This window comes from Aphanothece microscopica RSMan92 (assembly GCF_046613545.2).
GTDB lineage: Bacteria > Cyanobacteriota > Cyanobacteriia > PCC-6307 > Cyanobiaceae > NIES-981.
In genome coordinates this window covers 1-24018 of the sequence record NZ_JBKKKY020000027.1, presented here as the reverse complement: position 1 = coordinate 24018, position 24018 = coordinate 1, and the positions used below count along the sequence as shown (strand labels likewise).

22 protein-coding genes and 1 pseudogene are annotated in these 24018 nt (G+C 69.1%); 13 read left to right on the top strand and 10 right to left on the bottom strand.

Translation table 11 applies throughout. From position 1 onward, the window contains the following. Window positions 1-367: 367 nt before the first annotated feature. Complete coding sequence (locus tag ACLD7X_RS09295; protein ID WP_412007331.1) at window positions 368-919, top strand: tellurite resistance TerB family protein; 552 nt, start codon at window positions 368-370, stop codon at window positions 917-919. A 117-nt stretch (window positions 920-1036) separates the two neighbouring features. Here ACLD7X_RS09295 and ACLD7X_RS09290 read toward each other — a convergent pair whose 3' ends face one another. From ACLD7X_RS09290 to ACLD7X_RS09275, 4 genes and pseudogenes are all read right to left on the bottom strand, one after another. Next, on the bottom strand, window positions 1037-3220 hold the full coding sequence (locus ACLD7X_RS09290; RefSeq protein WP_425625140.1) for a protein kinase domain-containing protein: 2184 nt from the start codon (window positions 3218-3220) through the stop codon (window positions 1037-1039). 2 nt (window positions 3221-3222) lie between these two features. Further along, window positions 3223-4173, bottom strand: coding sequence for a phosphate/phosphite/phosphonate ABC transporter substrate-binding protein (locus tag ACLD7X_RS09285; RefSeq protein WP_425625139.1), 951 nt, complete (start codon window positions 4171-4173; stop codon window positions 3223-3225). A gap of 5 nt (window positions 4174-4178) precedes the next feature. After that, a complete protein-coding gene (locus ACLD7X_RS09280) occupies window positions 4179-5108 on the bottom strand; it encodes a c-type heme family protein (RefSeq protein WP_411423319.1) in 930 nt (309 codons plus the stop codon). Window positions 5109-5385: 277 nt separating this feature from the next. Beyond that, window positions 5386-5976 (bottom strand): annotated as a pseudogene (locus tag ACLD7X_RS09275) (pseudouridine synthase); the annotation flags it as partial. 210 nt (window positions 5977-6186) lie between these two features. Between ACLD7X_RS09275 and infA the strand changes: the two are divergent. Further along, entirely contained in the window at window positions 6187-6456 is a 270-nt protein-coding gene (gene infA / locus ACLD7X_RS09270; protein WP_015108791.1) for a translation initiation factor IF-1, read from the top strand. A gap of 44 nt (window positions 6457-6500) precedes the next feature. Here infA and trxB read toward each other — a convergent pair whose 3' ends face one another. From trxB to ACLD7X_RS09255, 3 genes are all read right to left on the bottom strand, one after another. Continuing rightward, the gene (gene trxB, locus ACLD7X_RS09265) at window positions 6501-7895 is read right to left on the bottom strand and encodes a thioredoxin-disulfide reductase (protein WP_411423318.1); all 1395 of its coding nucleotides are present in this window, start codon (window positions 7893-7895) and stop codon (window positions 6501-6503) included. A 202-nt stretch (window positions 7896-8097) separates the two neighbouring features. Further along, complete coding sequence (locus tag ACLD7X_RS09260) at window positions 8098-8334, bottom strand: hypothetical protein (RefSeq protein ID WP_412007368.1); 237 nt, start codon at window positions 8332-8334, stop codon at window positions 8098-8100. 139 nt (window positions 8335-8473) lie between these two features. After that, window positions 8474-9940 carry a DEAD/DEAH box helicase gene (locus ACLD7X_RS09255; protein WP_412007367.1) on the bottom strand — a complete coding sequence of 489 codons (1467 nt, stop codon included), beginning with the start codon at window positions 9938-9940 and terminating at the stop codon, window positions 8474-8476. Window positions 9941-10067: 127 nt separating this feature from the next. On the opposite strand from ACLD7X_RS09255, the gene ACLD7X_RS09250 reads away from it, so the two are divergent. The 5 genes from ACLD7X_RS09250 to ACLD7X_RS09230 all read left to right on the top strand — a co-directional run bounded on the left by ACLD7X_RS09250 (window position 10068) and on the right by ACLD7X_RS09230 (window position 14377). Further along, window positions 10068-10247 carry a hypothetical protein gene (locus ACLD7X_RS09250; RefSeq protein WP_411423315.1) on the top strand — a complete coding sequence of 60 codons (180 nt, stop codon included), beginning with the start codon at window positions 10068-10070 and terminating at the stop codon, window positions 10245-10247. A 117-nt stretch (window positions 10248-10364) separates the two neighbouring features. Next, window positions 10365-11576, top strand: coding sequence for an NAD(P) transhydrogenase subunit alpha (locus tag ACLD7X_RS09245; RefSeq protein WP_411423314.1), 1212 nt, complete (start codon window positions 10365-10367; stop codon window positions 11574-11576). Then, on the top strand, window positions 11573-11881 hold the full coding sequence (locus tag ACLD7X_RS09240) for an NAD(P) transhydrogenase subunit alpha part 2 (RefSeq protein ID WP_411423334.1): 309 nt from the start codon (window positions 11573-11575) through the stop codon (window positions 11879-11881). Before ACLD7X_RS09245 ends, ACLD7X_RS09240 begins: the two co-directional genes overlap by 4 nt. A gap of 13 nt (window positions 11882-11894) precedes the next feature. Then, a complete protein-coding gene (locus ACLD7X_RS09235; protein ID WP_411423313.1) occupies window positions 11895-13319 on the top strand; it encodes an NAD(P)(+) transhydrogenase (Re/Si-specific) subunit beta in 1425 nt (474 codons plus the stop codon). 128 nt (window positions 13320-13447) lie between these two features. Then, entirely contained in the window at window positions 13448-14377 is a 930-nt protein-coding gene (locus ACLD7X_RS09230; protein WP_411423312.1) for a YheT family hydrolase, read from the top strand. Here ACLD7X_RS09230 and ACLD7X_RS09225 read toward each other — a convergent pair. Both ACLD7X_RS09225 and ACLD7X_RS09220 read right to left on the bottom strand, forming a co-directional pair. Then, window positions 14343-14717, bottom strand: a complete 375-nt coding sequence (locus tag ACLD7X_RS09225) for a (2Fe-2S) ferredoxin domain-containing protein (RefSeq protein ID WP_411423311.1) — start codon at window positions 14715-14717, stop codon at window positions 14343-14345. The genes ACLD7X_RS09230 and ACLD7X_RS09225 overlap by 35 nt on opposite strands. A gap of 8 nt (window positions 14718-14725) precedes the next feature. Next, a complete protein-coding gene (locus ACLD7X_RS09220; RefSeq protein WP_411423310.1) occupies window positions 14726-15988 on the bottom strand; it encodes a 1-deoxy-D-xylulose-5-phosphate reductoisomerase in 1263 nt (420 codons plus the stop codon). A 50-nt stretch (window positions 15989-16038) separates the two neighbouring features. Here ACLD7X_RS09220 and ACLD7X_RS09215 point away from each other — a divergent pair, with 50 nt between their 5' ends. From ACLD7X_RS09215 to ACLD7X_RS09200, 4 genes are read left to right on the top strand one after another with little or no spacing between them, the layout of a single operon-like run. Further along, a complete protein-coding gene (locus ACLD7X_RS09215; protein WP_411423309.1) occupies window positions 16039-16977 on the top strand; it encodes a DUF368 domain-containing protein in 939 nt (312 codons plus the stop codon). A 23-nt stretch (window positions 16978-17000) separates the two neighbouring features. Continuing rightward, entirely contained in the window at window positions 17001-17633 is a 633-nt protein-coding gene (locus ACLD7X_RS09210; protein ID WP_411423308.1) for an RluA family pseudouridine synthase, read from the top strand. An 8-nt stretch (window positions 17634-17641) separates the two neighbouring features. Next, the gene (locus ACLD7X_RS09205; protein WP_411423307.1) at window positions 17642-19003 is read left to right on the top strand and encodes a sodium-dependent transporter; all 1362 of its coding nucleotides are present in this window, start codon (window positions 17642-17644) and stop codon (window positions 19001-19003) included. Between the two features lie 51 nt (window positions 19004-19054). Continuing rightward, window positions 19055-19309 carry a hypothetical protein gene (locus tag ACLD7X_RS09200; protein ID WP_411423306.1) on the top strand — a complete coding sequence of 85 codons (255 nt, stop codon included), beginning with the start codon at window positions 19055-19057 and terminating at the stop codon, window positions 19307-19309. 4 nt (window positions 19310-19313) lie between these two features. Here the strand turns inward: ACLD7X_RS09200 and cysS are convergent, their stop codons facing one another. Then, on the bottom strand, window positions 19314-20804 hold the full coding sequence (gene cysS / locus ACLD7X_RS09195; protein WP_411423305.1) for a cysteine--tRNA ligase: 1491 nt from the start codon (window positions 20802-20804) through the stop codon (window positions 19314-19316). Window positions 20805-21042: 238 nt separating this feature from the next. On the opposite strand from cysS, the gene ACLD7X_RS09190 reads away from it, so the two are divergent. Continuing rightward, on the top strand, window positions 21043-22968 hold the full coding sequence (locus ACLD7X_RS09190; RefSeq protein WP_411423304.1) for a CHASE2 domain-containing protein: 1926 nt from the start codon (window positions 21043-21045) through the stop codon (window positions 22966-22968). Window positions 22969-23076: 108 nt separating this feature from the next. Next, the gene (locus ACLD7X_RS09185) at window positions 23077-23793 is read left to right on the top strand and encodes a FecR family protein (RefSeq protein ID WP_411423303.1); all 717 of its coding nucleotides are present in this window, start codon (window positions 23077-23079) and stop codon (window positions 23791-23793) included. The last annotated feature ends 225 nt before the right edge of the window (window positions 23794-24018 follow it).

Here is a 24018-nt window from a genome sequence, read left to right as displayed (position 1 = left end):
ATCAGGTCTTGCAACGGGTTTGAGGAGGCCTTCCGTGCGGCTTGTGTTGCATTCCCTGAGCTTGGCCGCTGTGGAACCGATGGCAGCTGCTCGCTTTTTTGGCGCGATGCGGAGGGTTATGACCTGAAAATCTATCCCTTATGACCTGGACATCCATGCCTCCGAAGATGACCTGAAGGTTTATGGGCGGTATGCCTCTCCAGCTTTCTGCAAGGGCCGCTTGAAAGCCGCTGATTGGTGACCCGTTCAAGCCTCCCCGCGACCGATGTTGGCCCGAGGGCTGTGGTTCGCTCCAGCGGCCATGGGCTAGCGGGCCAGCGCCTGATGTCGATCAAGCTGCAGAATGAGGCCAGCTGCAGGGGGTTGGATGGACAACCGTCAACCTGATCTGTCCAGTCTCTGGGAGCAGAACCCCGAGGAGGGGTCGTCCTCCCAGCAGGCTCTGTTCCGCATCGTCTGCTGGGCTGCCTGGTCGGATGGCGATCTGGCGGCCCAGGAACGGGACTTGCTCGCCAAGGTCGTCGCTGGCCTCTTCCCGGATGAGGCCGACCAGCTGCAGGGAGAAGGTGCCGTCCAGGCGCTGGCCGAGTTCAGCCTGCTGACCCCCCGCCTGGAGAGCCTGGTGGAGGCGCTGCCTTCCCAGGCGGAACGCCAGCTTGCCGCGAAGCTGGTCTACGTGATGCTGCGTGCCCACCAACACGCCGGCGATGAGACCGCCGTCACGGCGGAGGAGCGGCATGCCTACCGCCGCCTGCTCGAGGTTCTCAAGCTGCCGGAAGCCCTGGTTGAGGAGGCTGAGCGTCAGGCGCGCAGCGAGCTTGCCAGCGGCATCTCCCCAACCGTTCTGTTGCAGCAGGCGCTTCGCCATCCCATGACGGCAGAAGACGCACCGCCCTCCTCAAGCCCATTGGCTCTGTAGGGCGACCGGGTTCCTGCCGCTCGGCTGTTCCCGCTGAGCAGGGTTGTCCGGGCACCGTTGCACGGCGCCCATTTCAGAGCTGGGCCTTGCAGCGATGAGCTTTGCAGCGATGAGCCTTCAGGGCAGGCCGATGGCACCCCAGCGACGGCGGAGTTCTGCCAGCGTCGACGGCTCGACTCCGTAGCCCTCGAGGGCCCGGATCAGGGCCTCGGGCCGCTCCTCCAGGGGCAGATCGGCCAGCGCGTCGAGCAGGGTGTTGCCGATCGGGCCGATCAGATCCACCACCGGTTCCCTGAGCTGGTGGTCCGTGGGTGCTGCGGGAGGCTTCGGCGCAGCCGGAGGCTGCACGGCCGGGGCTTTCGCCGTCGTCACGGGATCTGGCGTGGCGCTGGGACGGGTGCGTTCGGCCAGGGCGAGAATGTCTGCCACCAACGCGTCCGGCACGGCGGAGGCCAGCAGCATCCGGCGGGCGGCGGCTGGATCGCCCATCAGGGCGTCAAAGAGGCTGTCCGTGCAGAGCGCCTCGGCGATCGGACCCACCATCAGACTGAGCTGGTTCAGCATCTCGGCCCGCCAGGCTTCGACACGATCAGCGGATGGCGTCGAGACTGCCGCCATGGCCGGAGCCTCCCGGCGGTCTGGATCCGGCGGGGCGGCGGCTGGGGCGGAGACGGCGGTGGCGGAGACGGCGGTGGCAGGGTTGGCCTCTGCTGCTTCGCTGGAAGGGGGTTCCACCGATTCCTCCAGGGCCCGGTCCACGTCGGCGCGACCCAGGCCTGCCGCCACCAGCCGCTGCCGCAGCCCCTCCACCTCGCTGTTGGGAATGCTGGTGGGGCAGGTTTGCAGCAGCAACTCCACCACCGGGCCGTAGGTGGCTGCGAGCTGGCGCTCAAGCACAGCCTTGCGGATGGCGCCGCGGAGGTTGGGAAGGGGTGGCAGGGGAACGCGACGGAGGAGTTCCGGCTGCTCGGCGGAGGACGGTGACGGGGGCAGCGGTCGATCCAGCAGCTGCAGGGCATCCCTGGCGCTGGCCACCCGGTGGGCCAGGGATTCCTCGAGCATCGGAGACAGCCAGGCCACCACCTCCTGGTCCAGGTCATCCAGGCGCCAGCGGCCCTGATCCTGGTCGTAGAGCTCTTCAGGTGGCTGTCCGGTGTAGAGGGAGAGGCCCAGAACCCCGAGGGCGTAGAGATCGCCGGCTGGGGCGATGCTGCCGAACCGCGCCCGTTCCGGCGGGCTGAAGAAGGCACGGCCGGTTCGGGGCTCTCCCTCGACCGGGGCCCCGCTGGTCTGGGCCTTGAGCAGGTCGAAGTCGACCACGAACAGGGACCGGCCGTCCTCACCAGGGATCAGGTTGGAGGGGTGCAGGTCGCCATGGACGATGCCGGCGCCGTGGATGACCTCCAGCACCTCCAGCACATGGCGGAGCATCTCGGCGAGCCGTTGTTTGCGCCGCAGGAAATCGAGCGAGCCCTGCAGGGACGCCCCCGCGATGTATTCCTGCAGGAAGAGAAATGAACCCCGATGCGCGAAGCCGTCGACGAACCGCGGCAGGTGGGGATGACGGAGCCGATCGAGGCAGGCGGCCTCGATCTGGAGGGCATCGAGGTTGGTGGCATCGCAGGGGATCACCTTCAGCACGGCCCGGCGATCGCGGCTCGCTTCCCGCACCAGGAACGTGGTGGTGTGGGGGGAGAATCCGAGCGGGCGCTCGAGGCGGTAAGGCGTCTCGGAGAGGAGGCTCTCCACGTCGATCTCAGACTGGAGCTGGCCTCCTTGGCGGCCGATCAGATTCGGGGCTCCGATCGCGTACGTGATGACCGGAAGCGGCAGTCCCTTCAACTGCACGGGGCCGACCAGTTCGGCAAGGCGCTGGAAGCGTGGGTCAATCAGATCGAAGGTGGATTGCACGAATGCCACCCCATTGACTGGAGCGGTCGTCTGCAGACGCGAAGCCAGATGAACTCCCTGGCCAATGATGTCGTCACCATTCACATAGATCTCGCCGGTGTGGAGACCGAAGCGATGCTGCAGTGAATGATGGCCACGTCGGGTGATGCAGATCACCACATCCTCCACGAATTCCAGGGCCTGGGTGGGTGCGTCGAACGTGGCCAGGATTCCATCGCCAAGGCTTTTAACGAGGCTCCCGCCGTGGCGTTTGAGGATTTCGCCGATCATGGCGAGATCCTCCTTGATGCGCTGAATGGCAATCAGTTCATCGGCAAAAATCTGCGCAGATGAATCCACCACATCACTGAAAACAATCACCTTGAGGCGACGTTCCTGGCTGTTGGCCATGGTCATTCCCCTACCTTCTTCCCGAACACACGATGGGGTTGCCCATCGAGGGGCATGTCCCAGCTCTCCACACTCTCCACAATGGCTTTGAGGGGTTGAAGCTCCCGCTGATTGGGCATCATCGTGGCGGCATAGCCGATCGTCGCTGGCATCTGGGCTGAGCTCGCATCCAGGTTCTTCAGGAAGGGCAGGTAGTCGGCATCGGCCAGAGACCCACTCAGCACGAGCGCTCCCAGTGGAATCTTATGGGTGTCGCTCGCGAGGCTTCGAACGGGAACGGATGGGGGCGGCAGGGAGTCGTCCCAGGCGATCGCATCCACCTGGCCCTCGTTCAGCATGGTCTGCAGAGCCGGAAAGTCGAGCGCAAAGGTGACCTGGCCGAGGCTGAGCCCATGCATGTTGTAAAGGGGCAGATAGAAGCCCGTCAGTGAGCCGCGCGGCAGCAGCCCGACCCTGGCCCCGTTCAGATCAGCCAGGCTTTGGAACCGGCTCGAGGCCAGCACCAGGATCGACGATCGGGAGGTGTGGCGTCCGCCGAGCACGCGCAGCGGGCTGTAGCCGGCGGCTTGGCGCAGGGCGAAAGCCGTCAGGCCGGGAGGCAGAAAGGCGGCATCCCACTGGTGAGCCTCCAGCTTGTCCCGGGCCCGATCGGTGCTGCTCAGGGGTTCGAGTTGCACCTCACACTGGCTGGCCTCCATCAACAGGGTGCGGAGGCCCTCGATCTCCTGGTCGGCGAACGGCAGCTGGGTGGAAGCCGACAGGCCTTCCCGCGGATCGATCAGGCCCACCCGCAGCGTGCCGCTGGGTCCGCAGAGGGGCTGGCGGGACACCGAATCACCGCCGCTGCAGGAGCCGAGCAGCAGGCTGAGCACCGCCAGTCCGGCCGTGCCCATCCGGGCGAGAGATGGGTTGCGCGTCCTGTGGTGTTCACGGGTTTCCCCCGGCAAGGCCATGGGCATCAGGGCTTCTGGCGGTCCTTGAGCATCTGCATGGAGATGGCCAGGCTCTGTTTCATGCGCTCGAAGCTCTTGGCCAGATGGCCGATCTCATCCATGCGGCTCTTCTCGGTGAAGCTCACGCTGGTGGGTGTCACGCTGGCCTCCTCCGCCTTCTGGCTGATCAGGCGCATCGGCCGGAGGATCAGGCGGTTGAGCACGGAATTGGTCACGAGGGCGACGACCACGAACACCAGGGCCAGCAGGAGCACCGTGGCCATCAGCGACTGCCGCTTGGCCTGAAAGACCGTGTCCTGGGGGACGGAAACGATCTGGGCGCCGACGATTTCATCGAGCTTCCAGCCGAAGCCGTTGGTGTCGCCATAGGCCAGCAACTGGCTGCGGGGGGCCCGATCCGGGGTGGAGTGGCAGGCCAGGCAACTTTCGCCGGACACCCGGATGGGCCGTGCCACGTAATGGAAGCTTCCGAGGGGGGTGGAGCGTTCCCCTGTGATCACCTTCTGGGTGGGTGAGGAACGGAAGGATTCGACCACTCCCGCTTCGAACGTATCGGCCTTGTCCTTGAGGTTGGTGGGATTGAGGGTGGCTTCCCGGTAGGAATATTGCTTGTAATCGGGTTTGGCGCCCCGGAGATATTCGAAAACCGTTGTGGCCGAATAGCTGGGTACGGCCTCGGGACGGAAGGCGCCCGGCCCCTGATTCAGGGGTGCCACCACTGGATTCACCTCCTTGGAGGTGTACTCCCGCACCGCCAGCATGGTGTCCATGAAAAAACCCGACCGCTGGTTGATCAGGTCCTTGGCCTGCCACCCGAACAGCTGATCCAGCAGCAGAATCGCCACCAGGATCGAGCCGCTGAACACCAGTGCCAACGTCAGCGAGAGCTGCTGTCGCAACGGCCTGCTTCCGTCACCACCCAGCAGAGATCTCAAGGGGGGACGCTTCACAAGCAGGCCTTGACGCACTGAAAACCAATCTAAGGAGCATCGTCTCGTCTGCCCAGATGGTGTTGTCCTTCCCTGCTCGGGGCCCATGGACGGCCAACGCCGATGCCGAAAGGCACCTCCGCTTCCGCGCAGGTTTGCGGAAGCCGGCCCGTCCCCCCTATCCGCCGCCGCCGGCCTGGCCCGATTTCCCTCCCCCGGCCCGTCCACCCCGGCCCGGCGAAAGGGCTCCAGGCACCCGGCCCGCCCGCTTGGTGCGGCGCAACAGCCCTGCGAGCCGCCGCTCCTCAGGCTCGCTCGCCGGACGCCACTGGCCCGGCTCAAGCCCGGCCAGGGTCAGGGGAGGCTCCCCATCCATCAGGTCGATGGCCACCCGCAGCAGGCGCAGGGTGGGCAGGCCCACGGCCGCGGTCATGCGCCGCACCTGGCGGTTCCTGCCCTCCTGCAGCTCCACCTGAAGCCAGCTGGTGGGGATGGAGCGACGGTGCCGCACCGGTGGGATGCGGTCCGGCAGGTCGGGGGCCTCCATCGGACTGATCCGGGCTGGCCTGGTGGGCTGGCCCTGGATGATCACGCCCCGGCGGAGTCGCTCCAGGGCTTCGGGCTGCTGGTCACTCTCGCCCTCGACCTGGACCCAGTAGCGGCGCCAGTGGCCGAAGGCTGGATCGGTGAGCCGCTGTTGGAGGGGGCCATGGTCGGTGAGCACGAGCAGCCCCTCGCTGTCGGCATCGAGGCGTCCGGCGGCATAGACGCCGGGCACGTCGATGAAGGGAGCCAGGCACTGCCAGCGGCTCCCGGGCTCCGGGGTGAACTGGCTCAGCACCCCGTAGGGCTTGTGGAACAGGAGGGTGGTCAGGTCTGGGCAGCGTCAGGACTGGCGGGCATTCCAGAGGTTGACCACGCCGATTGAGATCAGCAGCAGGCCCAGATCCATCGGCAGGGGGGGCAGGATCATGGGCGGCGGACCGGTGGGATGGGAGGGCCGACCCTAGGTGCCGCTGAAATGGGTTGAGAGGTGCGCCACCTAAGCTGGTCGCAGCTGTTACTGGTTTGGGCACTGCGCCGCATGATTGAGACCTCCGGTGTGATTGAAAAGGAGCAGGGAAACGGGTTCTACCTGGTGACCCTGGAGCAGCCGGCCGGTCACCAGTGCCTCTGCCGGGCCGCAGGCAAGCTCACCAAGTTCCGCATCAAGCTGCTGGCCGGCGACAAGGTGCTGGTGGAGATCAGCCCCTACGACCTCACCCGTGGCCGGATCACCTACCGGGAGCGCAATGCCGGAGCCACCGGCCCCCGGCCGGGCGGCAACCGGCCGGGCGGGCCGCGTCGCCGCTGAGCCCGAGCCCGGGGTTGCCGCCGCGAGCGCGAGGCCAGCCCCCCTCAGGCCGGGACCCCCAGCAGGGATTCGATCGCGGCCCTGAACTCGCTCCGCTGCTTGACCCCCCGGAACTGCTGGACGAGTTCCTTGCGGAAGAACAGCTGCACGGTGGGGGTGCCGGTCACCCCGGCCTGCACGGCGATCTCCTGATCGGCCTCGATGTCGATCTCCACGCCCTGGGCGGCACCGCCGAGCTCCTCGAGCACCCGCTTGAGCTGGGGCTTGAGCACGTGGCAAGGGCCGCAGGTGGGTGAGGTGTACACCACCAGCAGGGGCTTGGCGCTGTCGTGGTACAGCTTCCGCAGGGCGTAACCGCCCTTCTGCCACAGGGCGTCGGGGTCGAAGTTGTGCTCATCGCTCGTGGCGGTGTGCTTCGGTTCGCCCACCTCCTGGGGATCCACCGGGCTGTGGCTGACGGTCACGGCCAGATCGTGGTGGGTCAGCCAGCGCTCAGCGGCCAGGGCGGCCTGGCAGCCGCTGCCCGCGGCGGTGATGCCCTGCCGCCATTCGGCATCCGCCACGTCACCGGCGGCGAACACCCCGTCGAGGCTGGTCTCCGGTCGGCCCGGGCGGGTGATCAGGTACCCCCGGCTGTCGACCTCCAGCTGTCCCTTCACCAGACGGGTGTTCGGGGTGTGTCCGATGGCATAGAAGAGGCCTTTGACCGGCAGCTCCTCGGTCGCACCGCTCCGGGAGTCGCTCAGCGTGATGGCCTCGAGCCAGTCGCCACCGCTGCAGTCGAGCACCAGGCGGTTCCAGTGCACGGTGATCGCGGGGTTGGCCAGCACCCGATCGGCCATGGCCTTGCTGGCGCGCAGCTTGTCGGATCGAACGATCAGGTGCACCTGGCTGCCGTATTTGGTGAGATACACCGCCTCTTCGCAGGCGGAGTCACCGCCGCCCACCACCGCCACGGCCTCGTTGCGGAACTGGGGGGTGGCGCCGTCGCAGATGGCGCAGGCGCTGATGCCGCGACTCCAGAACTGGGCCTCGCTGGGCAGTCCCAGCCGGTTGGCGCTGGCTCCGGTGGCCAGGATCACGCTGTGGGCCTCGATGGTGGACCCCTCCGCCGTGATGCGGAAGGGGCGCTGGGAGAGGTCGATGGCGGTGGCGTCCGCCATCACCAGATGGGTCCCCCAGCGTTCCGCCTGGGCCTTCATGCGGTCCATCAGGTCCGGACCCAGGATGCCGTCGGGGAAGCCGGGATAGTTCTCCACGTGGGTCGTGGTCATCAGCTGTCCCCCCGGGATGCCGCCGTCCTGGAATCCAGTGATCAGCAGGGGGTTGAGGTTGGCCCGGGCGGCATAGATGGCGGCGGTGTAGCCGGCGGGCCCCGAGCCCACGATCACCAGGTTCTCGATGGCGGGGCGGCCAGGGGCGCTGCGCTCTGCGGACACGGCTTAAGCGGATTGACTATGAGTTAAGCCTAGGGGATCGGTGGTGGAGATGGCGAGAGAGGGCTTCGGCGCTCGGTTCGTGGACCGCGCCAGGGATCCGGAAGGGTCTGGAACCGCACTCCCCTGGGCCGGCCCGCGTCACAGGCGCTCCGCCCGGCCCGGGGCGGGGTGGAGCTGGGGAGCGAAAGGCTTTATGTTTGCTTCAGATTTCCAGGAGGCCGTCGGTTTCCGGTTTCATCCGCTTGGCCAGGTCGCTCGGCACCATCAGCATGCCCATCTCCAGCAGCTGCGGGTGCTCATCGAGTCCGAGCAGCCATTCCCGGAATTCCTCGGTGAGCGCGTAGCTCTCCTCGTAGTGCTCCAGGCCGTCAAGGGTGGCCCGCCGGGCCAGGGCCCAGCTCACGGCAACGGTCAGCCGGCGATTCAGTGGGGCTTCCATGATGCCGATCCGCTTCCCGTTGATGGCACCACGCTGCCGGCGACTGGCCCCGGCTGACGTAGTGGTTGACACAACGTCGCACATTGCATGAACCATTCCGCCCGGTTTGGCAAGTCATGGTGCTGATTTCGTGGCGATCTCAGGCGGGCCGGCGCAGGAATCCCGGCAGCTCGGGCCCCCGCAGCCGGATCACCGCACCGGCCTGCTCGTCGATGGCCTCGAGGGGCAGGGTGGCGTTGGCGCCTGGGCCCTGGGGGTCTGTGGCGGCCGTCGCCTGGCGGGGGCGCAGCAGGTAGGGCTCGCTGAGGGACCAGCTGCGGGCGTAGCTGATCAGCAGGGGATCGGCCGGCGCGAACACATAGGAGGGGTGGCGGGGAACCGTCTCGATCGACGCCCGCCCGCCATCCATCCGCACGGCCCGGGTGATGGCCTGCACGAAGCGGCTGCGGGTGACCACGGTGGTGAGGTAGGCCACGACCCGCAGGCGGGGGGCGTCGAAACCCTCGGCACACATGTCGATGCTCACCAGCCAGTCGCCGTCCCCGGCCTGGAAGCTGCTCAGCCGGGAGGCGGCCTCCGGATCCTGGGAGTGCACCAGCTGAACCCGATCCCCCTGCTCGCTGAGCAGATCCGAGACCCTGCGGGCGTGGGCGATGTCGCGGGCGATCACCAGCCCCCCGGCCTCCGGGTGCTCGGCGCGCACCCGTTCCAGCCGCTGGCGGGCACTGAGCAGCAGACGCAGGGCGATGCTGCTGGAGTCGCCCAGCCGGATCGCCCGGCGCAGGTTGCGGGCCCGCCAGCTCTCGCGGGATTCCGCCGACAGCGGCGAGGTCTCGCCCTCCCCCGGCTGTTCGGGCCGGCCATGTTCCACCCAGCCGTCCTGGAACCGGAATTCCAGGGGACGAACGTCGCCGGCGGCGATCAGCTGACGGGGTTCGACGCTGAGATCCGGGCTGATGTGCTCCACGATCTCCCCGCCCTGGCGCGCCCGCACCCGCCGGGCGGCGCAGAAGGCGAGATTGTCCGCCCGGAAGGGGGTTCCGGTGAGGCCGAGGCGCAGCTCGGCCGCTTCTGTCAGGCAGCTGAAGACATGGCCCCAGGCCGCCGCTTCCGGTTCCTCGGGATCGATGCCCAGGTGGTGCACCTCGTCGGCGATGGCCAGCCAGCGGCCCGGTCCGCTGCCGGGCCAGGAGGCCGTGAGCCGCTCCCGGTGGCGAGCCGCGGACTGGTAGCTGAGCAGCAGTCCCTGGGCCTGCGGATCGGCGGCCTGGGCGCCCAGCTCCAGCTCGGGATCCCAGCTCCGCAGGCTCAGCCCCAGGCGGCCGGCGGCCTGTCGCCACTGGGCTGCGATCGAGGAACGGTGGCAGAACACCAGAAACCGATCCAGATGCCCCTCCTGTTGCAGGCGCTGAAAGCTGAGCAGGGCCCCGAGGGTCTTCCCCGCTCCGGGGCCGGCATGAATCAGCACGTCGCGGCCGTGGGGGAGGGGGTTGAGCAGGCGGGCCCGCAGCAGCCGCAGCAGCTGGCTCTGCCAGGCCCGCGGCTGCACCACGGCGGAGGGCCCTCCGCTTGTGGCCGGCGCCAGGTCGAAGGAATAGGGGGCCATGGCGCTCCGTCCGGCTGTCATTGTCCCCACCCCCGTCCAGGGCCTGCCCCAGGATTGAGTGTTCTGGCCGATGGACGGCGGCCAGGGTCTGCCTAGGTTCCGGCCATACGGCACTGTCCATCTGGCCATGGCCCACCCCTCTGAACCCTTCACGCCCGGAGCCCGCTCCCAGCGCCACCACCTCGAGCTCTGCTGGCAGCTGGACTGCGACATCGATCCGCTGATCCTGCGGGTCCGGTGGCTGCGCCGGCAGCGTGCCGGTCGCCAGGCGGCCTGCCTCGAGGAGGAGATGCTGCCGCTGTTCTGAGCGGGGCCTGGGGGTGTGGGCTGGGGGTTGCGTGGGCAACCCCGCACATTCCCGATTCGAGCGTTGCCGCTCCCGGGGGAGCGACCCCTAATGGAATCAGGACCATGCGAAGCCACGTTGTCCCCTTCCCCCCCCCATCTCCTGATTCCGCGGGAGCACCGGCCTGGTGAGGCGCGGGTCGCCGCCACGCCGGAGACCGTGCAGCGCCTCACCGGCAAGGGTCTGCACATCACCGTGGAGGCCGGCGCCGGCGAACCCTCCGGGTTTTTCGATCAGGCCTATGCCGCCGCCGGGGCCCAGCTGAGGGGCCCCGACCCCGAGGTCTGGGAACAGGTGGACGGCGTGCTGTGTGTGCAGCCTCCTCAGCGCGAACGGCTCGACCTGCTGCGGCCCGGAGCGCTGCTCGTGGGCCTGCTGGCTCCCTACGGAGCCGACGTGCTGGTGGGCTCCCTGAACCGCCGCCAGGTCTCGTCCCTGGCCCTCGAGCTGCTGCCCCGCACCAGCCGTGCCCAGACCATGGACGTGCTCTCCTCCCAGGCCAACATCGCCGGCTACAAGGCGGTGCTGCTGGCGGCGGCGGCCCTGGACCGCTACGTGCCGATGCTGATGACGGCCGCCGGCACGATCCAGCCCGCCCGCACCCTGATCCTCGGGGCTGGCGTGGCCGGGCTGCAGGCCCTGGCCACGGCCCGTCGCCTGGGCTCGGTGGTCTATGTGAGTGACGTGCGGCCGGCGGCCCGGGAGCAGGTGGAGTCGCTCGGCGGACGCTTCGTGGCTCCCCCGGAACTGGCGGAGACCCCGGCCGAGGTGGGCGGCTACGCCCAGGCCGCCACGGAGGCGTTCCTGGAGGCCCAGCGCAGCCAGCTGGAGGAGCAGCTGGCCCAGGCCGACATGGTGATCTGCACCGCCCAGGTACCGGGGCGTCCGGCGCCCCGGCTGATCAGTGAAGCGATGCTCGATCGCATGCGCCCCGGCTCGGTGGTGGTGGATCTGGCGGTCGGCCAGGGAGGCAACTGCGCCTGCACCGTGGCGGGACAGACGGTGCTGCGCAACGGCGTGCAGCTGATCGGTGCCGATGCCCTGCCGAGCAGCGTGGCCAACCACGCCAGTGCCCTCTACGCCCGCAACGTGGCGGCACTGCTGGAGCATCTGATCACCCTCACCGCGCCGCCGGAGGACGCCGGTCTGCCGGGAGGCGGCGCGTTTCCCCTCAACCGCGAAGACCCGATCGTGGCGGGCTGTCTGCTCACCCACGCGGGCCGCTGCTGGCGGCCCGACGTGGTCGGCCTGCCGGCCGAGGAGCCGGCCCTGGTGGGAGCGCTCCGCTGATGGCCAGTCTTTCGGAGTCGCTGTGGGTGCTCCTGCTCGGCAGCCTGCTCGGGCTCGAGCTGATCGGCAAGGTGCCCCCCACCCTGCACACCCCCCTGATGAGCGGCGCCAATGCCATCAGCGGCATCACGGTGCTGGCCTCCCTGACCCTGATCGCCCAGGCCGACGCCAGTCCGGCCCTGCTGGTGCTGGGCTCCCTGTCCCTGGGCTTCGCCCTGTTCAACGTGGTCGGCGGCTTCCTGGTCACCGACCGGATGCTGGCCATGTTCTCCCGCAAACCCAGCCGCGCCCGCGGCACCGATTGAGTACCCCGTCCTGATGGATTCCCTCAACGCCGCCTTCCCGGTGGCCATCGACCTGGCGGCCGTGCTGCTCCTGGCCCTGGGCATCAAGGGGCTCTCCAAGGTGCGCTCGGCCCGCTCCGCCAACGGCCTGGCAGCGCTGGCCATGGGCCTGGCGGTGGTCGGTCTGCTGATTCAGCTGCGCCCCGCTCCGATCGCCTGGGCGGGCATCGCCCTGGGCACCGCCGCCGGCGGCCTGGCCGGGCTGCTCACGGCCCGGCGGGTGCCGATGACGGCCATGCCCGAGATGGTGGCGCTGTTCAACGGCTGCGGTGGTCTGGCCTCCCTGCTGGTGGCCGTGGGCGTGGCGCTCTTCCAGCCCGAGGCCAGCGACCTTGTGGCCCAGGTGTCGATCGCCATCTCCGTGGTGGTGGGCGCCATCACCTTCAGCGGTTCGATCGTGGCGATGGCCAAGCTGCAGGGCTGGCTCGACACGCCGGCCTGGACCCAGAGCGGCCTGCGCCACCTGGTCAATGCCGCCCTGGCCGCCGTCGCCCTGGGGGCCGCCGTGCTGCTGCCGGGCCATCCCGGTGGGGCGGTGCTGCTGGTGCTGGTGGCCGCCTCCAGCCTGCTCGGCGTGGGCGTGACCCTGCCGATCGGCGGCGCCGACATGCCCGTGGTGATCTCCCTGCTGAACAGCTATTCCGGCGTGGCGGCGGCGGCGGCCGGTTTCGTGGTCGGCAGCCAGCTGCTGATCGTGGCCGGCGCCATGGTGGGGGCGGCCGGGCTGATCCTCACCCAGGTGATGTGCACGGCCATGAACCGCTCCCTGGTGAGCGTGCTGTTCGGGGGAGCCCTGGGCACCGCGGCCAAGGTGGGCGGCGGCGGCAGTGAAGCCGGCTACACCCACATCACCAGCTGTACCCCCGAAGAGTGCGCCCTGGCCCTGGAAACGGCTGAGCGGGTGGTGTTCGTGCCTGGCTACGGCCTGGCCGTGGCCCAGGCCCAGCACGCCCTCCGGGAGCTGGCCAAGATCCTCGAGGCCAACGGCACCGAGGTGAGCTACGCCATCCATCCCGTGGCCGGACGGATGCCGGGTCACATGAACGTGCTGCTGGCCGAGGCCGACGTGCCCTACGAGCAGCTGCAGGAGATGGACGCGATCAACCCGGAGTTCCCCCGCACCGATGTGGCGATCGTGCTCGGCGCCAACGATGTGGTGAACCCCGACGCCAAGCGTGATCCGAGCAGCCCCCTGTACGGCATGCCCGTGCTGGAGGTCGATCAGGCCCGCCAGGTGTTCGTGGTGAAGCGCAGCCTCGGCGCCGGCTATGCCGGCATCTCCAACGCCCTGTTCGAGCTGCCGCAGACGGCGATGGTCTTCGGCGACGCCAAGGCGGTGCTCAACGGACTGCTCTCCGAGCTGCGGGAGCTGGGGGTGGGTCGACAATCGGTGGCCTGAGCCCGCCAGGGGGCCTCCCACCCATCGCCCATGATGTCTCCGAGCGGCTCCCGGCCCAGCTGGGGCTGAGCCCCTTCCAGCAGCGCTGGCCGTGGTACGGCCCGGATCTCCAGACCATCCGCGACACGGTGCGCCCGCTGCAGCTCGGGCCCGACCGGGGCGTTCCCACCAGCTTCGCGCTGGCGGGGGGGGAGCGGCTCGTGGCCCTGGCCACACCTCCCGCTCCTGCTCAGGCGCAGAAGGGTCTGGTGCTCGTGGTGCATGGCCTCGGCGGCAGCAGCGGCCGCCCTGGGGTGCGCCGTCTTGCCCTGGGGTTGCAGCAGGCCGGGTTCGCCGTGCTGCGCCTCAACCTGCGCGGTGCGGGGCCGGGCCGCGGCCTGGCCCGCGGCACCTATGCCGCGGCCTGCAACAGCGATCTGCTGCCGGTGCTCCACCAGGCCGCCGCCCTGGCGGCACCGGCCCCCCTGCTGGCGGTGGGGCTGTCGCTGGGGGGCACGGTGCTGCTGAATGCCGCCCTGGCCGAGCCGGCCCTGCTGGCCGGGCTGGTCTGCGTCAGCAGCCCGCTGGACCTGGCGGCCAGTTCGGCCCAGATCGAACGCCCCCGCAACGGGCTCTACCACCGGTGGCTGCTGCGCGCTCTGCGGGCCCAGACCCTCGCCGATCCCTACGGCCTCGAGCCGCTCGAGCGGGACCGCCTGCGTGGAGGGGGTGCGGTGCGCAGCGTGCGGGCCTTCGATGCGGCGATTACGGCACCCCGCTGGGGCTTCGCCGATGCCGCGGCGTACTACCGGCAGGCTTCGCCGCTGCCCCAGCTGCTGGCCGGCCAGCCGCTGCCGCCTGCCCTGCTGGTGCATGCCCTCGACGATCCGTGGGTGCCGGCCTCGGCCACCTGCCGGTTGGTCGAGGCCGGCCAGCGCGGCGCTTCAGCCGGGGCCGACCTTGAGGTGCTGCTCACCGCAGCCGGCGGTCACAACGGCTTCCACGGCCGGGGCGATGGCCCCACGGCCTCGTGGGCCGATCGGCTCACGGCCCGCTGGCTGGCGCGGCTGGTGGGCTGAACGGCTGGCGCCGCAGGATCCACGCCTCGATCGGCTCCCCTCCGATCACATGCTCGTGGAGGATGCGCTCGATCCGCTCGGGCGTGACCGCCCCGTAGACGATCCCCTCCGGCCAGACCAGGAGGATCGGCCCCTCGCTGCAGATCCGCAGGCAGTCGGCCTTGGTGCGCAGCACGATCCCTCCCGGTCGCTGTGGATCCTCCAGCGCGAGCTCCCGCACCAGCCGCTTGAGGGCCTCCCAGCTGGCGGCGCCGATGGCCGGGTCAGGGCAGCAGAGCGCCTTGGTGGGGGTGGCGCAGAGCAGCAGGTGGTGGGCGATCGGGGCCTGAACGACAGCCATGGCAGCGCTCAGGCCGGCAGGGCGGCGGGGGGCAGGGCGCTCAGCTGGGCGCTGAGCTGGGCGGCAGCCTCACGCACCGCCTGCCGGGCCCAGGCGTCCACCGCCAGCACCTCGTCCAGGCTGGGTTGGGCCGTGAGGTCGGCCCTGTGGCGATCGCACACCCGCTCGATCAGCCGCGGGATGTCGAGGAAGTGGATGCGTTCCTCGAGGAAGAGCGCCACGGCCTGCTCGTTGGCCGCGTTCATCACCGCGGGCATGGTGCCGCCGGCGCGGCCCGCCGCATAGGCCAGGCCCATGCAGGGGTACTTGGCGGGGTCGGGCTGGCGGAAGCTGAGCTGCCCCACCGCGGTGAGGTCGAGCCGCCGCCAGGGGGTCTCCAGCCGTCCGGGCCAGCTGAGGCAGTAGAGAATCGGCAGCTTCATGTCCGGCCAGCCCAGCTGGGCCAGCACCGAGGAATCGGCCAGCTCCACCATTGAGTGGATGATCGACTGAGGGTGCAGGACGATCTCGATGTGGTCGTAATCCAGGCCGAACAGGTAGTGGGCCTCGATCACCTCCAGCCCCTTGTTCATCAGGGAGGCCGAATCCACCGTGATCTTGCGCCCCATGCTCCAGTTGGGGTGGCTGGTGGCATCGGCCACGGTGGCCTTGTGCAGATCGGCGGCGTCCCAGTCGCGGAAGGCGCCGCCGCTGGCGGTGAGCTGGATGCGGCGCAGCCCCGGCGTGGGCACACCGGTGGAGAGCCGTGCCGTGTCGGCCCAGGGGGTGCCCTGCAGGCACTGGAAGATGGCGGAGTGCTCGGAATCGGCCGGCAGCAGGCGTGAACCGCTTCTTGCCAGCTCGGGCAGCACCACCGGGCCGGCGGCGATCAGGGTTTCCTTGTTGGCCAGAGCCAGATCCTTGCCGGCGCGGATCGCCGCCAGGGTGGGCAGCAGGCCCGCGCAGCCCACGATGCCCGTCACCACCAGGTCGGCCGTGGGCCAGGCGGCGGCGGTGTTGAGCCCGTCGGCTCCGCCGAGCAGCTCCGGCATCCGGGCCGGCTGCAGCGCCGGTTCGAGGGCCTCCAGCCGCTCCCTGAGCTCCTGAACCCGTTCCCGGTTGGCCAGGGCCACGACCTCCGGCTCGTGCCGCCGGATCTGATCCACCAGCAGATCGAGGTTGTTGCCGGCGGTGAGGGCCACCACCCGGAAACGGTCGGGGAATTCGCAGACGATCTCGAGGGTCTGGGTGCCGATCGACCCGGTGGATCCCAGCACGCTGATGGCTTTCACGGCGGGGCTCCCTAAGGTTGCGGCGCTCCAAGTGTCCCACTGGTCTGCCCATGGCCCCCTCCACCGCGCGGAGCGCACCGTCGGTTCCCTACGTGATCGGCTGTGGCCTGGCCATGGGGGCGGCCGATGTCGTGCCGGGCGTCTCCGGCGGCAGCATGGCCTTCATCCTGGGCATCTACGGCCGGTTGCTCGAGGCGATCGCCGGCTTCGATCCGGAGCTGCTGGGGTTGCTGGGCCGCGGCCAGTGGGGCCAGGCGGCCTCCCGCGTGCAGCTCGGCTTCCTGGTGCCCCTGCTGGCGGGGATCGGCACGTCGGTGCTGGTGCTGGTGCGGCCGATCACCTGGCTCTATGAGCACCACCCGGTGCTGCTGTTCGCCTTCTTCTTCGGGCTGATCGTGGGCTCGATCGTGCTGATCGCCCGCCACGCCCACTGGGGGGCCTCCGGTCTGGCGGCGATGGTGGCCGGGGTGATCGGGGCCCTGGTGCTGGTGACCCGGGTTCCCGTGACCATGCCCCACGATCCGTTCACGATCTTCTGGAGTGGCGCGGTGGCGATCATGGCGATGATCCTGCCGGGCATCTCCGGGTCGTTCCTGCTGCTGGTGCTGGGCCAGTATCAGCACGTGATGGAGGCGGTGAAGGGGCTGCAGCTGGGAACCCTGGTGCCCTTCGCCTTGGGCTGCATCACCGGCCTGCTGCTGTTCGTGCGCCTGCTCCGCTGGTTGCTCCACCGCTGGCACGGCCAGACGGTGGCTCTGCTGGTGGGCTTCATGGCGGGGTCGCTGTGGAAGATCTGGCCCTTCCGCACGGTGCTGGAGAGCACCACCACGGCCAAGGGCAAGCTGGTGGTGCTGCGCGATGCCCTGGCGGGCCCGCCCAGCCCTGAAGCCCTGGCGGTCGCCCTGCTGCTGATGGGGATCGGCGTGGCCCTGGTGACGGGGCTCGAGCAGCTGCAGCATCAGGCCGGCGTGGAGGAGATGGGGGGCTGAGGCCCCCAGGCTGGAGCGAGGGGGTGGCCTCTGCCATGGCGCCCGTGGCCCTGGTGCATGCCGATCCCTGGCTGCTGGCCGTGGACAAGCCCCCGGGCCTGCTGAGCCAGCCTGGTCTGGGCCCCCAGCTGCGCGAGAGCCTGCTCGGCCAGGTGCAGCGCCGCTGGCCCACCGCCCAGCTGGTGCATCGCCTCGATCGCGACACCTCCGGGCTGCTGGTGCTGGCCCTCGATCCGCTCAGCCACCGCAACCTCAGCCTGCAGTTCCAGCAGCGCCGGGTGCGCAAGGCCTACCTCGCGGAGGTGCAGGGGGAGGTGCGGGGGTGCTCGGGCCGCATCGACGCCCCCCTGGCACGCCTCACCGCCCGGCCACCGCGCTACGGGGTGGTTCCGGAGGGAAAGGCCGCCCTCACCCGCTGGCGCCTGCTGGCCCGGGGTCCCGGCTGGAGCCGCCTGCTGCTGCAGCCCCGCACCGGCCGCTCCCACCAGCTGCGGGTGCACATGGCCTGGCTGGGCCATCCGATCCTGGGCGACCCGCTCTACGGCCCCGGGTACCCCGGTCGGATGCGCCTCCATGCCTGGGGTCTGCAGCTGCGCCATCCCCACAGCGGTGCGCCCCTGCGCTTGCGGTGTGCCGGACACTGGGGCGACCGTTGACGCCGCCCATGGCAGCCCTCCACCACCGCGACGAGCGCGGCCATCCGCCGGAGCACTGGGGCTCGTCGCTGGGGTTCGTGCTGGCGGCGGCGGGCAGCGCGGTGGGTCTGGGCAACCTCTGGGGTTTCGCCTACCGCGCCTCCCAGGGTGGGGGAGCGGCCTTCGTGGTGCTGTATCTGCTCATCGTGCTGGTGGTGTGCCTGCCGGTGCTGGTGGCGGAGATGGTGCTGGGCCGCAGCACCGGGCACGCTCCGCTGCTGGCCCCGATCACCGCCGGCGGTCGCCGCTGGGCCCCGCTGGGCTGGCTGTACATGGCCGCGGCGATCGGGATCCTCTCCTATTACGCGGTGCTGATGGGCTGGACCGGGCGCACCCTCCTGCACGCCCTCCTCGATGGCCTGCCGGCCGACATGGCCGCCGCCGAGGCCTACTTCGCTGAGATCAGCAGCGGCGGCGATGCGGTGCTGGGCCACCTGATCAGCCTGGGCCTGACCGGCCTGGTGGTGGCGGCCGGCATCCGCGGCGGCATCGAGCGGCTCAGCCGCTGGGGGATGCCGCTGCTCGTTCTGATGCTGCTCGGCCTGGTGCTCTGGGCCGCCAGCCTGCCCGGGGCCCATGAGGGCTACCGCACCTTCCTGCTGCGCTGGGACGCCGCCAAGCTCACCGATGCGGGCACCATCCGCAACGCCTTCACCCAGGCCTTCTTCTCGATCGGCACGGGCATCGGCGCGATCCTGGCCTACGCCGCCTACCTCGATCGCCGCAGCGCCATCCCCAGCGAGGCCGTCGCCGTGGTGGGGATGGACACGGCGGTGGGGCTGATGGCGGGCTGCGTCACCTTCCCGGTGGTGGCCAGCTTCGGCCTCAGCGACGTGGTGAGCGGCAGCACGGTGGGCACCCTGTTCATCAGCCTCCCCACCGGGCTGGCCTCGCTGGGCTTCAACGGCCGGCTGGTGGCGGCCGTCTTCTTCAGCCTGGCCTACATCGCGGCGATCACCTCCTCGGTGTCCTTGCTGGAGGTGCCCACCAGTTCGCTGATGGACCGGCTCGGCTGGAGCCGCGACCGCACCGTCTGGGTGATGGTGGCCCTGATCGGCGTATTGGGCCTGCCCTCGGCCCTGGATGTGGCCGTGCTGGAGCGGATGGACGCCCTGTTCGGCGGTGTGCTGCTGATCAGCGGCGGCCTCGGCATGGCGCTGCTGCTGGGCTGGGGGGTGCCGGCCCGGTTCCGGGCCGATCTGGAGGGATCCGGCAGCCGCCGCTGGCTGGTGCGGGGGTTGCTCTGGGCCCTGCGCTGGGTGTCGCCGCCGGCCATCGCCATTGGCCTCGCCGTTTCGGTGGCTGACCTGGTGCGCAGCTGGGGGGGCTGAGGCGCGCCGGCGCCGGCAGGGTCTTAACTGGCGCCAGTTCGAGGCCCGGTGATGGCGGCACGGCCGGCATGGTTGCAGCGCTGGAATTTCATAGAGCGGGCCCGGCTGGAGCGTCAGCTCTGGGAGGCGTTCGAGCGCCGGGAGGACATCGAAGCCCTGGTGGAAGGCTGCCGGCAGGCCGTGGCCGGCGGCGAGGCTGACCTGACCTTTCAGCTCGAGGTCTGGCAGACCACCCTGACCCGCATCCGCAGGATCGAACGGACGATGGCCGGCCAGCCCCCCCGTTCCGGCGGCGGCCAGGACTGAAGCCTCAGCTGCGGAGCCACTCGGTGACCCCCCCGGGTCTGTCGATCAGCTCGATGCCCTGAGCCTGGAGCTCGGCGCGGATCCGGTCCGCCGTCGCGAAATCCCGGGATGCCTTGGCGGCGGTGCGCGCTTCGATCTGCGCTTCGATCTGGGCCGCGTCGGCTTCGGCCGCGGCAGCGCCGGGAGCTGCGGGCAGGGGTTCCGGCCGCAGTCCGAGCACGGCGCAGAGCTCCAGCAGCAGGGCCCCGCGGCGGGCCAGGGCCGGATCGGCAGCCTCGGCCGCGGCGGCCTGATCGCCCCGTTCCAGCCGGTTGGCCAGGCCGCGCAGGGGGCGGGCCAGGTCGAACACTGCCGCCAGGGCCGCAGAAGTGTTGAGGTCGTCGTCCATCGCCGCGGCGAACTGCTCCCGCTTCGCCGCCAGGTCGGCGGGAAGGCCGGCCGGATCGCTGGCCGGTTGGGCCGGCGTGACTGCGCCCGACTCGGCGGGGGAGGATCCACCGGCCGCCAGGACCAGGGCGGCATGGAGTCCTTTCCAGCCCGTGGCGGCGGCCTCGAGGGCCGCGGCGGTGAAGTCCAGCGGTTTGCGGTAGTGGGCCTGCAGCACGAACAGCCGCAGTGTCATCGGGCTGACCCCCGAATCGAGCAGCGCCCGGATCGTGGTGAAGTTGCCGAGCGATTTGCTCATCTTCTCGCCCCCCACGTTCACCATGCCGTTGTGCAGCCAGTAACGCGCCAGGGGCTCGTCGTTGGCGGCTTCCGACTGGGCGATCTCGTTTTCGTGGTGGGGAAAGACGAGGTCGGCGCCACCGAGGTGGATGTCGATCGTGGTCCCCAGCTCCTCCCGCACCATGGCCGAGCACTCGATGTGCCAACCCGGCCGTCCAGGCCCCCACGGCGAGGGGAAGCTGGGTTCCCCCGGCTTGGCCCCCTTCCAGAGCGCGAAGTCGAAGGGGTGCTGTTTGCGGGCTTCCTCCGCATCGCCGATGCGGCCGGAGGCGTTGTCCTGCTGCTCACTGAGCTCACGGCCCGAGAGCTTGCCGTAGCCGGCATGGCGCATCACGGCGAAATAGACGTCGCCATCGGCCGAGTAGGCGGCGCCACGGGCCTCAAGTTCCCCGATCAGGTTGCGGATGGCATCGAGGCTGCGGGTGGCCCGCGGCATCCGGTCGGCGGGCAGGATGTTGAGCCGTGCCATGTCGGCCACGAAGGCGTCGATGTTGCGTTCGCTCACCGCTTCCATCGAGCTGTTCTCCTGGGCGGCGCGCCTGAGGATCTTGTCGTCGATGTCGGTGTAGTTCTGCACGAACGTCACGGCATAGCCCCGCCAGATCAGGTAGCGGCGCAGCACGTCCCAGACGATGTAGCTGCGGGCGTGGCCGAGGTGGCAGAGGTCGTAGACCGTCACACCGCAGCAGTAGATGCTCACCTTCCCGCTCTCCAGGGGCTCGAACGGCTCGACGCGGCGGGTGAGGGTGTTGGTGAGCCGCAGGGTCACGGGTGGGGCAGGGCGGAGCTGGGTTGGGATCGTGGCACAGGCCCCAACCGCCAGGCGGCCACAGGCCTGTCCAGCCAGCAGATCAGCAACCTGGGCGAATCAATGGCGGCTTCTGGCGGTTCGCCGGATGGGAAGCCGGCTGACAGTTGAGGGGGCGCTCTTTACGGTGATCAGGCCTGCGGATCGTCCGGTCTGCGGTCCACGCCCAGCGGTTCATGGTTCTTCACTGGCAACGACGATGAAGCTCTTGGTCTGGTCACGTCGCCATGTCGCCTTTCTGATCTGGGCGGCGATCTGCGGGATCGGGTTGTGGGCCTTCCCGCAGTATTACCAGCGCTGGCAGCTCTCCCTGGTCACCCGGGCCCAGGAGCTGCGCGGTGTACGGCAGCCGCCGCGCGATGTGGTGATCCTCGCCATCGATGACTTCAGCCTGATTCAGGGGCAGAACGCCGATCTCAGCACCGATCCTCTGCTGCAGTCGCTCACATCCTGGCCCTGGCCGCGCTCGATCTACACATCGACCCTCGATCGCTTGTTCGGGTCCGGTGCCAAAGCCGTGGCCTTTGACATCCTGTTCGATTCGCCGAGCAGCCATGGCGAGGCCGACGATGCAGCCTTTGCGAAGGGCCTGCAGCGCTACCGCGACAAGGTGGTGCTCGGAGCGCAGGTGTTCGAAAGCCGTGGGCGGGTTGGGGGCCTCACCCTGAGTTCACCACTGCCGATGCTCGCGGCTGCCGCTGGATCCGAGAGTTCGGGTCTGCTCAACGGCCTTCAGGATGACGACGGCTACATCCGGCTGCGCCCCAGCTCCTATGCCCAGCAGCTTCGCCAGTCCGAGTTGCCTGAGGTTCCCTCCGGACTGGCCACGGGATTGATCCGCAAGGGAGGTTTGCCGGAACGTCCTCCCCTCGTTGCCAGCGAGTCCTGGCGACGGTTGTTGGATCTCTACGGACCTGCGCGCACCATCACCACCATCCCCATCTGGGAGGTGCTGGAAGCCGACAGTTTCAAACGACTCGCCGACCGGGGTGATTTTCGCAATCGCGTCGTGCTGATCGGCCCCACCGCGAGCGTGCTGCAGGACATCCACCGCACCGCCTTTGCCGGTGCTGAGGGCATGCCCGGCGTGGAGATCCACGCCACGGAGATTGCCAATCGTCTCGAGGGACGGGCCCTGTTCGTTCCCCCAGCCTCCCGGCTCTGGGGACTGTTCGTGGGCGTGCTGGTGCTCCTGCTGGGACTGCTCTCCGCCCGTTCGGAGCGCCCCCAGGTCAGGTTGGGTTCCCTGGCCCTGCTGGGCGCCGCCATGCTGGGCAGTGGACTCCTGTTGCTCAACCTGTTCGGATTGGGCATCGGTCTGCTGGGCCTGTCGGTGGTCACCCTGGCGACGGGCTTGGTGAGTGCCGGGGATGCGACGGTTCGCCTGCAGCTCAGCAAGTTGCGGTTGCGGCGCATGCTTGGCCGCTACCTCTCCCCAGCCGTCGCGGCTCAGATGGCGACCCAGCCGGAGGAAGCCGATGAGATCCTGGGGGGGAGGGTGTTCGATGTGGTGATCTTCATCAGTGATGTGCGCGGCTTCACCAACCGCACCACGGCGATGACCCAGGCCAACCAGGTGCCTGAGCTGGTTGACCAGCTCAATGAATACTTTGGGATGCTTGTGACGGTGCTTCAGCGTGAGGGGGCCACCATCGACAAGTACATGGGAGATTCCGTCCTGGCTGTCTTTGGTGCCCCCATGAGTCGGGGTATCGAAGAGGAGGTCAATGCAGCCCTGCGGGCCGTGTTCGAGTTGCAGCATTCCATGGAGGCCCTCAACCAGCGCTGGCAGGAGGCCGGCAAAGAGCAATGGGAGCAGGTGATGGTTCTGGCTGCAGGTCCGGTGATCAGTGGCAACATCGGCTGCGCATCACGGATGGATTTCACCGTGATCGGGGATACGGTCAACATGGCAAGTCGGCTGGAAGGGGTGGCCAAACAGACCAACTCCGCCGTTGTTCTCTCCAGTCGGGTGGCCAGCCTTGCCGCACCGGAGTGGACGCTTGCGTCGCTTGGTCAATTTGAGCTGCGCGGTCAGGGAACCCAGGATGCCTTCACCCTCAAGGGTCACAGCGAAGGCGGGGAACCCGCGGAAACGAACGGCCATGGAGGCGAAAAAGGGTAGCGATCGCTACGCTTCGTTGACCTTGGTCTCCAGGCGGCTAGAATTACATGTGTAGTAATAGATCATTACCCCTTGGCCTGCGCATCCCGGGTACGGCCTCGTTTCTTGATGGGTGGAGGCCTCAAAGCCGCTGGCCTGCTGGCCTGTCTGGTGGCTCTGGAGGCTTGTCTGACCCCTCCTGCCGTGCAGGCGGCCTCCTACAAGGAGGCCAAAGTGAAGCGGATCATTGACGGGAATCAGGTTTATATCAACGGCAAGACGGCCAAGGTGAACCAGGTGGCCCGCTCGGGCTCCCAGGTGCGGACAGGGCGCAGCAGGGCAGAACTGTTGTTTGACAACACCTCGATCGGCTTTCTGGGGCGTTCCAGCGTCATCACGGTCGGCAGCGACTGTCTGACCATCGGCAAGGGATCGTTTCTCTCCAGTGGGCCTCAGCGCGCCTGTCTCGGCAGCAAGGTTCTTGGCGTCAAAGGCACCACCTTTGTGATCGATCGCACCAGCGATCTCTACAACGTGATCATGCTGGAAGGGGTGGCCTACGTTGGCGAGGTGACGGGTTATGAGGAGACCGAGGAGGCCAAGAAGAAGCTGGAGGAGGCCCGAGCGAAGCAGGAGCCTCTCGCGGATTCGGACCCTTCCGGCAAAACCACCTACATCTGTGGTTGTGAACTGGCTCAGTTCACCCCACAAGGGGAGTTTGTGCAGCAGGCTCGGCTGAGCCGCACCCAGTTGATGGCGGTGCTCAACCGCTTTGCGGATCCGAACCTGCAGCTGCCCGAGGGGACCTCTGCGCGGATCAACGAGACCTTGAGCCAGTGCAAGTGAGGCCTCAGGCGCCAGGCCTGGCCCCAGGCCTCGGGGATCCGGCGGCCTGATCGGCCAGGCCCCGTGGCCCCTCGGCCCTCCTGTGGTAAGTTATTGGACTGCGCCCCCGAGCGGAAGCTGAGGGGTTAGCGGGGCTTACGGGATCAGGAGGCGCGAGCCGAACGGTGTTGTAAGTTTTCTGGGTCGCCGGGAGGCGACGGCCACCGAGAGCTCCGGGGAACCGGG